Annotated in this window: 10 protein-coding genes and 1 pseudogene; 5 read left to right on the top strand and 6 right to left on the bottom strand. The window is 71.4% G+C overall.

Annotation, left to right across the window (positions count from 1 at the left end; translation table 11 throughout):
• Together ACP4J0_RS19450 and ACP4J0_RS19445 are read left to right on the top strand one after the other, a co-directional pair.
• A pseudogene (locus ACP4J0_RS19450) lies at nucleotides 1-107 on the top strand (ABC transporter permease); the annotation flags it as partial.
• A 181-nt stretch (nucleotides 108-288) separates the two neighbouring features.
• Nucleotides 289-885, top strand: coding sequence for a hypothetical protein (locus ACP4J0_RS19445; protein ID WP_426599928.1), 597 nt, complete (start codon nucleotides 289-291; stop codon nucleotides 883-885).
• Between the two features lie 174 nt (nucleotides 886-1,059).
• Here ACP4J0_RS19445 and ACP4J0_RS19440 read toward each other — a convergent pair whose 3' ends face one another.
• Together ACP4J0_RS19440 and ACP4J0_RS19435 are read right to left on the bottom strand one after the other, a co-directional pair.
• Nucleotides 1,060-1,647 carry a hemerythrin domain-containing protein gene (locus tag ACP4J0_RS19440; RefSeq protein ID WP_426599927.1) on the bottom strand — a complete coding sequence of 196 codons (588 nt, stop codon included), beginning with the start codon at nucleotides 1,645-1,647 and terminating at the stop codon, nucleotides 1,060-1,062.
• A gap of 10 nt (nucleotides 1,648-1,657) precedes the next feature.
• Complete coding sequence (locus ACP4J0_RS19435; RefSeq protein WP_426599926.1) at nucleotides 1,658-2,857, bottom strand: hypothetical protein; 1,200 nt, start codon at nucleotides 2,855-2,857, stop codon at nucleotides 1,658-1,660.
• 326 nt (nucleotides 2,858-3,183) lie between these two features.
• On the opposite strand from ACP4J0_RS19435, the gene ACP4J0_RS19430 reads away from it, so the two are divergent.
• Nucleotides 3,184-3,519, top strand: coding sequence for an ArsR/SmtB family transcription factor (locus tag ACP4J0_RS19430; protein WP_426522229.1), 336 nt, complete (start codon nucleotides 3,184-3,186; stop codon nucleotides 3,517-3,519).
• The gene (locus ACP4J0_RS19425) at nucleotides 3,519-4,232 is read left to right on the top strand and encodes a cation transporter (RefSeq protein WP_426599925.1); all 714 of its coding nucleotides are present in this window, start codon (nucleotides 3,519-3,521) and stop codon (nucleotides 4,230-4,232) included. Before ACP4J0_RS19430 ends, ACP4J0_RS19425 begins: the two co-directional genes overlap by 1 nt.
• Nucleotides 4,233-4,461: 229 nt before the next feature.
• Here the strand turns inward: ACP4J0_RS19425 and ACP4J0_RS19420 are convergent, their stop codons facing one another.
• The 4 genes from ACP4J0_RS19420 to ACP4J0_RS19405 form a co-directional block, all read right to left on the bottom strand.
• Entirely contained in the window at nucleotides 4,462-4,992 is a 531-nt protein-coding gene (locus ACP4J0_RS19420) for a DUF4396 domain-containing protein (protein WP_426599924.1), read from the bottom strand.
• A 223-nt stretch (nucleotides 4,993-5,215) separates the two neighbouring features.
• Nucleotides 5,216-5,869: a DUF305 domain-containing protein gene (locus ACP4J0_RS19415; RefSeq protein WP_426599923.1), complete on the bottom strand. Its 654-nt coding sequence runs from the start codon at nucleotides 5,867-5,869 to the stop codon at nucleotides 5,216-5,218.
• Between the two features lie 116 nt (nucleotides 5,870-5,985).
• Entirely contained in the window at nucleotides 5,986-6,387 is a 402-nt protein-coding gene (locus ACP4J0_RS19410; RefSeq protein ID WP_426599922.1) for a DUF6153 family protein, read from the bottom strand.
• Nucleotides 6,388-6,545: 158 nt separating this feature from the next.
• On the bottom strand, nucleotides 6,546-7,046 hold the full coding sequence (locus tag ACP4J0_RS19405) for a DUF5994 family protein (protein ID WP_426599921.1): 501 nt from the start codon (nucleotides 7,044-7,046) through the stop codon (nucleotides 6,546-6,548).
• A 569-nt stretch (nucleotides 7,047-7,615) separates the two neighbouring features.
• Here ACP4J0_RS19405 and ACP4J0_RS19400 point away from each other — a divergent pair.
• Nucleotides 7,616-8,122 (top strand): hypothetical protein, encoded by a 507-nt coding sequence (locus tag ACP4J0_RS19400; protein ID WP_426599920.1) that lies wholly within the window; start codon nucleotides 7,616-7,618, stop codon nucleotides 8,120-8,122.
• Nucleotides 8,123-8,134: the final 12 nt, after the last annotated feature.

The raw sequence follows: 8,134 nt of genomic DNA, 5'->3' as shown, positions 1-8,134 counted from the left end.
GGACCGGGATCGGCCACAACGGCTGGCTCGCGGTCGCCTGGTGCCTGGCTCTCACCGCGCTCGGCTACTTCTGGTCGAAGGCGTCCTTCGGCCGCGATCCGCAGTAGCCGGCGCGGACGCGGCCTCTGACCGTCGGTGGTGCCACCACAGTCACCGGTGCTGCCAATTCGATTCACAGTGGTGCCATCAATGTGCCATCATGGCACCACTGTGCAGCGCGCTTCTCGGCTGCGGAGCCGAGGAGCGCGCGTTCCGTGGAGCGGGCCGGACGAAAAAAGGGGGCGGATCATGGACACAGCACAGAACCGGCAGCAGGCGGCACCCGGCGCTTTCACCGCCTTCGCTCGCTTCGTGCTCTGCGGCGGCGGGGTGGGGCTGGCCTCCAGCTTCGCCGTGGCGGCCCTCGCCTCCTGGCTCCCCTGGGCCCTGGCCAACGCCCTGATCACCGCGGTTTCCACGCTGCTCGCCACCGAGCTGCACGCCCGGTTCACCTTCGGGGCGGGCAGGCACGCGACCTGGCGCCAGCACGCGCAGTCGGCCGGATCCGCGGCGGCCGCGTACGCGGTGACCTGCGCGGCGATGTTCGCCCTGCACCAACTGGTGGCAACGGCCGGTGCGGTGCTCGAGCAGGCCGTCTACCTGTCCGCGTCCGCACTCGCCGGTGTCGCGCGGTTCGCGGTCCTGCGTCTCGTCGTCTTCGCGCGCAACCGCTCGCGGACCGTGGCCGACACGGGTGGCACGGCCACCGAGGCGGCACCCGAGGCGGCTACCGAGGCGGCACCCGAGGCGGCCACCGAGCCCGCAAGCCGATCAGGGCTGAGCGCCCGTACGGGCTGCACCCGGCGACCGTACCGCTGGTCGGCGGTGTCCGCCTCGGCGTACTGACCGTCACCGCGTACGCGGCCCTCACCGGTAGACGGCGCGCGTGACGTCTCCTCGGCGGGTGACCCGGGCGGGGCGGGCCCCGCCGGTCCCGCCCGGGCCCCGCCGGTCCCGCCCGGGCCCCGCCGGTCCCGCCCGGGCCCCGCCGGTCCCGCCCGGGCCGCGACGGTTGCGGACCTACTTGCCCATGGCCCTGCGCACGGCGTCCTTGGTGCGGTCCATGAGGGCGGCGACCGGTCCGAGTGCCATGTTCTTCGCCCCGGACTCGACGCCCGGGTGGGGCCGGGTGGGCGCCATGGCCTCTGCGGCCTTGAGGGCCTTGGCCATCGCGGCGAGATTGGCGGCGTTGGTGCTGCGGCGGATGTGGGTGAACTCGTAGCGCTCCTCGGCCCGGGCGTGCGCCTGGACGTCCTCGCGCAGCTCGAGCAGCCGGGGCATGAACTCCGGGTCGTCGGTGTCCATCTCGTCCAGCGAGGCCAGTGTCTCCTTGGCCGCCTTCTCCTCGGCGAGACGGTCCTTCACCACCTGCTCGCCACCGGGGAAACCCTTGCGGGCGAAGGGGTGGACGACCTCCTCCTCGGCGGTCTCGTGGACGGCCAGCAGGCGCACCAGACGGCGGAAGGCGTCCCGGCGTTCCTCACCCGTGCTCGCCTCGACCTCGTCGAAGAGGTTGCGGATGTCGCCGTGCTGGCGCATCAGCAACGCGACGACGTCGTCGTCCTCGGCCTTGTCCTCCCCGGCGTGCGGGGTCTTCAGCTCGGACATCCCGGCCTCCCTACTTCTCGCGCTGTGCGGGGTCGGGGTGTTCGCCCTCGGTCTGGACGCGGTACTCGCGGCCGAACATCTCGTCGTGCTCGGCCATGACCCGGTCGCTCGGCGGTGCCTCGCCGCCGTGGATCTGCTCCTGCATCCTCTCGAACCGCTCGTGTGCCTCGCGGACGTAGCCGGCTCCGAGCGTGGTCAGGTCCATCTGGGTGTCGAGCAGCTCGCGCAGGTAGCCCTTGTTCGGCTCGAACGTGAGCCCGTTGGGCAGCTCGGGGGCCAGCACCGAGGCGGGGTCGCGGCCGTCGTGCCGGCGCATCAGGTCGCAGGCGGCGTGCAGGTGCTCCAGCTCCATGTTCAGGTGCAGCTCCCAGATCGCCTTGACCCTGGGGTCGCTCTCCTGCTCCATGAAGGAGTGGTAGAGGTAGCACTCGTTGTACTCGTGGTTGACGAGCTGCTCCCACCACGTCTCACCCGGGTCGACGAGGGACTCGTAGTGGGTGACGTGCTCCTCCTCGATCAGCCCGATCTCCTGGTAGAGCTGACGGGCGATCGGCTCCATGTAGGTGGGGCCGGTGTTCATGTAGAAGTTCATGGTCTGCTGCTCCGCCGACATGATCGTCAGCGCGTGCAGTTTCGACAGCGGGTTCGTCTCGTCCTTGGCGTACGGGTCGCGGACGTTGTCGACCGGGTCGCGGTGGTGGAGCCTGGTGGGCCGCCCGGGCATGACCTCGGTCAGGCCGTCGACGATCGACTCCGCCTTGCGGTGCTCGATCATCTCGTACAGGTTCGCGTACCGGTACAGGTGGTCGAAGTCCTCCAGTACACCGAACTGGTACGCCTGCTTCAGGTACGGGTCGGGCTCCATCCGCGCCACCCACGCCGTCAGGTCCACCGCCACCTGCTCGTACGCGATCGTCGTCTCCAGCACCGAGGAGACACCCGGCAGCAGCCAGTTCACGACCTTCTGCTGCTGCGCCTCGATGTAGCGCACCCGGGCCAGCTGACGCTTGATCTCCGGATCGACCGTGTGGCGGGCGAGCTGGTGGCTGAACAGGATCGCCTCCACCTCGATCCCGTTCATCGTGATGATCCGGCAGCGCGTGTACGGGTCGCAGTGGTCCGGGTCGATCGGGTCCACGTTCAGCTCACGCCAGCTGCGCAGCTGGCGGTCCAGCGGGATGCCCCGCTGCTCCAGGGGATTGAACGTCATGGGGCGTGCCTCCTGAGGACGAGGGCGGGGACTCGCGCGCCGCCGGGGTACCCCGTTCCATGCGACGAGCACGGACGTGGTCCTCAGTCTGTTCACGATGGGCACTTTCCAGCCACCGCTCACGGCCGCAGGGCATGTGATTCGCCCTGGTGGGCCAACCGAGCGGGCGGAGCCTGTGCTTACCGGCGCAGCGCGCCCGGGCAGCGGGCGTTGGTCATCTCGGCGGCGAACGCGACACGTACGAACACGGGCATCGCGCTGCGGGGCGTGGGAGCACCGAATGATTCAAGCATTCTTGAATTCAAGATTATGTGTACTGTTGGAGGGTGCTGACCTTCGCGACCGACCTCGACGCCCTGACCCGCTTCGGCAGGGCACTGGCCGACCCGATCCGCTGCCGCCTGCTGCTCGCGCTGCGCGAGGCGCCGGCCTACCCCTCCGACCTCGCCGAGGCCCTCGGCATCTCCCGCACCCGGCTGTCCAATCAGTTGGCCTGTCTGCGCGACTGCGGTCTGGTCGTCGCCGTCCCCGAAGGCCGCCGCAGCCGCTACGAACTCGCCGACCCGCGCCTCGGCCACGCGCTGGACGACCTGCGCACCGCCGTGCTCGCCGTGGAGAGCGACCGCACCTGCCCGGACGCCGACGACGAGGGCTGCTGCTGATGGCCGCGGTATCGCTCGGCCCCTCCCCGGTCCGCCGCGAGGCCCTCGCCAGGCGCGTACGCCTGCTGGTCGCCGCCACGATCACCTACAACGCCGTGGAGGCGGTCGTCGCCATCACCGCCGGCGCCCTCGCCTCCTCCACGGCCCTGATCGGCTTCGGCCTCGACTCCGTCATCGAGGTCTCCTCCGCCGCCGCGGTCGCCTGGCAGTTCTCCGCCCGCGACCACGCCGTCCGCGAGGCCCGCGAGCAACGCACCCTGCGGATCATCGCCGTCTCCTTCTTCGCGCTCGCCGCCTACGTCACCGTCGACGCCGTCCGCGCCCTGACCGGAACCGGCGAGGCCGAACGCTCCGTCCCCGGCATCGTCATCGCCGCCCTCTCCCTCGCGATCATGCCGTTCCTGTCCGCCGCCCAGCGCAAGGCCGGCCGCGAACTCGGGTCCGCCTCCGCGGTCGCCGACTCCAAACAGACGCTCCTGTGCACGTACCTGTCGGCCGTCCTCCTGGCCGGCCTGGTCCTCAACGCCACCCTCGGCTGGACCTGGGCCGACCCGATCGCCGCGCTCGTCATCGCCGCCCTCGCCCTCAAGGAAGGCCACGACGCCTGGCAGGGCAAGGGATGCTGCGCACCCTCTGCGACCCTGGCGGCCTCGGCCGCCGACGCCGGGGCGGACGGCTGCGGCTGCCGCGCCGACTGCGACTGCTGCGACTGACCGCCCACGGCCGGCGGGCGGTGGGACATGCCGGGACCGTTCCGCGCCGGCATCGTCAGTGCGGAACGGTCCCGTCTCTGCTGCCAGAGCGCACCCGCCGCCCATGGACCGGGCGTTGACGTGGACGGACGGATGCGCTGTTCGCGACCCCAGGTACGCCGCCCACGCCGACCTGTACGGGCACTGCCGCTTTCTGCGCCGAAGCGTGCCGGCGCTGCGAGGGTCCGGGTCAGTGGTACGCGTGGACGACGGCGTGGCCCTTGCCGCGGCCGATCATCCACTTGTTGACCGGCGTGGTGATCACGAACGCCACGGCGAAGCCGCCGAGCAGGGCGTACCAGAACAGTCCGTCCGAGAGGTGAGCGTCCATCGCTCCCGGAGTCAGCGCGATGATGCCGTTGTCGACCAGTTCCATCACGGCGATGGAGACGGTGTCGGCGGCCAGCGCGACCTTGATCGCGGCCTTCAGGGACACCCCGGCGCGCACCACCGCGAAGAGGGTGAAGGAGTAGCCGAAGACGAAGGCCAGGGTGATGGCCAGGGCCATCGTCGGTACGTTGCCCCACGTCAGGGCGGTGCCGATGACCATGCCGAGGATCTCACCGATGGCGCACCCGGTGAGGCAGTGCAGCGTCGCCTTCATCGCGGTCGCCCAGGTCGCGCCGTGCGCGTGACCTCCGCCATGCCCGCCGTGGCCGTGGCCGCCCGTATGGGTGCCGTGGCCGTGCGCGGTGCCGGACTGGTGTGTGCCGTGGTCCATGACCGTCATCTCCTTTCGGCGTTCCACGGGGACCCTGGAGGTCTCACCATCAAAACTGTATACCCCCCAGGGGTATATTTCCAGGGTTGGTCCGGCCCTGCGCCGGGCGGTGGAGGAGCAGCCATGCGCGTCCCATCGCCGGCGGACAGGAGAGGTGTCGGGCGGGGCACACGCGGGGCGGGCGTCCGTGGTGCCCGCCCCGCCCCGCGCTGACGTGGTGCGGTCAGCTCTTGCCGAGCAGCATGCTCATCTGCTCGATCTCCGCGCTCTGCGCGGCGATGATCTCTCCGGCCATCTTCGTGGCCGGCCCGTAGACGCCGTCGGACTGCTCGGTCTCCGCCATCTCGACCGCGCCCTCGTGGTGCTTGATCATCAACTCCATGAAGGCGGTGTCGAACGCCTTGCCCGAGGCATTCCCGAGCTCGGTCATCTCCTCGGCCGACATCATGCCGCCCATGTCGTGCGTGGAGTGGTCCATGGCGCCCTCGGCGGGCACTTCCTCGCCCCAGGAGGTCAGCCAGCCGGAGAGCGTCTTGATCTCCGGGTCCTGGGCCATCCTGATGTCCGCGGCGAGCTTCTTCACCTCGGCCGACTGCGCACGGTCGGGCGCGAGGTCAGCCATCTCGATGGCCTGGCGGTGGTGGGGGATCATCCCCTTCGCGAAGGCGACGTCGGCAGCGTTGTGCTGTCCCTGCGATGCCGAGGCCGGGGCCGATGCCGACGCCGGGGCGGACGAGGGAGCGGTGGCGTTGTGGCCGTCGTGTCCGGCCGAGCTGTCGCCGTCGCCGTTTCCGCCGCAGGCGGCCAGGACGAGCGCTGCCGCACTCGCGGCAGCAACGGCGGCGGTACGGCGGATGAGGGAACGCTTGCGGATCATGGTGGTGCAACTCCTTGACGCGCCGTTCACGGCGCGCGGTGGAAGGGATGTCAGGGCGTGCGCGCACGGCACCGTCACCGGGAAGCACCGGTTACAGGGGTGCCGAGCGGGCCGCTCTATATCCGCAGGAGTTGCAGTTCGGAAAGGTCGGGCGGGGCCCGGCCGTCGTGCGGCGACCCCGAGAACGCGGCAGCGGGCGCAGGGGCGGGCGGCGGGTCCAGCAGGGCGCCGGTCAACGCGGGCGGCGTGTACGCCGAACCGGTACCGGCAGCCGCACACGTCCCATCGGCGTGATCGAGGTGGCTCGATCCGCCATCCGTGTGCGTACAACCCCCGCCCGCATGCGGAACACCGTCCGCCGCGTCCGTCACCATGGCGTGATCTGCGTCCTTCTGCGCAGCCGGCGTCGCCCCGGGGGCCAGGCCGTGCATGCCCAGCACGCCGGCCAGCACCGCCATCACCAGCAGCACGAACAGCCGCCCGGCCGGGCGGCTGCTTGATCGGGTGCTCCTGGTCACGCACCCATCGTACGAGCGGGTCCCGGGCCCGCCTCTCGCCGGTCAGCCGACCCGCCTGCCAGCCTGCCAGCCTGGGCACACCGTTTCCCGGGCTCATATGCCCTGGCTTGTGCCCTCGGTGACTGGTCGGAGCGCCTGTCCGGTGTGGTTCAGCCGGGTCACCGGCCATCCCGCCGGGGGCCGCCCGGGGTCTGATGCGAGTCGGTGTCGATCAGGATCTGCTGGGCCTGCCCGGGGTTGCCGGTACGGACCGCGGCGGTCATCGCGGCCCGCGCCGTCTCGCGGGGGGTGTCCGGGGGGACCACCAGCAGGGAAAAGTGATCGTTGTGCCCTCGGGTCACGAGCACGGTGCCGTCTCCCACGGTGAAGGCGTCGATGTGCACCACACGGTCGTCGACGGTCAGGCGCGTCGGCAGCTCGTCCCAGGCCGCGGAGTCCAGGCCGATTCGTGTGATCGGGCCGAGGCGTTCGGTCAGCGCGCTGACCAGGCCGGGCAGTTCGGCGGTGAGAGTCCTGGAACGGGGCCACCACGCACCGTCCAGGATGCCGGCGCGTTCGTGCGTGGTGGTGAGCCGCAGGAGCGCCGTTCCAGGACGCATGGACTCGTGGGCACCGTCTGCCAGGAGACCTGTCGGAGGCGGGGAATCGAGATCGGGCATCCTGCTCACCTGCCTGTTCGGGGCACCCCTCGTGTCCACGCTACTCCCGGCGTGCCGGGCGCATCGCCGAGCGCGGCGGTCGTGACCGGTCCGGCCGCCTCCTCGGCTGTGCCGGGCGGCCCGGCCCACAGGCCCCAGGGGCTGTGGGCCGGGGAGGCGAGCGGGACGACTGTGTCCGGGGTGTGCACGGCGGTCTCCGCCGCAGCCGTACGACACCGTTGGCGACGGACACCCGGCCGGGTGCCGCGGACCGGGCCACTCCGTTCGAGCGGCGAGGTCCCGGGAGTACGGTTGAGGACACCGAGGGCACCTCGCGCACCGGTTCCGACACCGGCGCCGCTCTCGGCGACCGACGACACCGGGCCGGATCCGCCCGGGGCAGGGCTCGTCTCATGATTTCGAACGCCCCGGTTCCGCCGACGACCACACAGTTCCTCGGGCGCCCCGCCGCCCCGGACCGACGCCGACGCGTTGCGGAGACCCCCGGCGCGTCACGGCCGGAACGAGGCTCCTCGCCCCGCGAGGGGCAACGCCTGCGTCCGCTGTCCCGGCGTCAGGTCGAGGACCATTTGCAAGAGCTGGGCGACCTGTACGCGGAGACGTCCGGCGGCGGCCCCTGGGCGTGGAACCAGGCCCGCGGCGCCTTCCTGCGGCGGCTGACGACCGACGTACGGCGACCGGGATTCGAGTTGCTGATCGCGGAGAGCACCGGAATGACCGGGTGCGCCTACGGTTTCCCCGTGCGGGGCGACGGTCCCTGGTGGGACGGCTTCGACGGGTACCTGCCGGGGAGACTCCTCCGGCTCGCCGCCGCCGGGCGCCTCTTCGTGATCTCCGGGATCCACGTTCCGCCCCGCGTACGCAGGCAGAACCCGGACCGTGCCTGGAACCTCGCCCGGCGGCTGCAGAAGCGGCTGCTCACCGACCACGGCGTCGCGGTAGCCGTCACGCTGGTGGAGCGCTCCGACCCCAGGTCCGTCGAGGCGCTGCGGTCCTGGGGGTGGCGGTACGTGGAGGGTGACACACCTCGTACGGCGCCGCTCGGCCCGTTCCGTGTCCTGGTCCTCGAGACCTGAGCATCCGAGCAC

The organism is Streptomyces sp. WG7 (assembly GCF_049975785.1).
Taxonomy (GTDB): domain Bacteria; phylum Actinomycetota; class Actinomycetes; order Streptomycetales; family Streptomycetaceae; genus Streptomyces.
The sequence above is the reverse complement of the archived record's forward strand: the minus strand, read 5'-3'. Positions and strand labels throughout refer to the sequence as shown.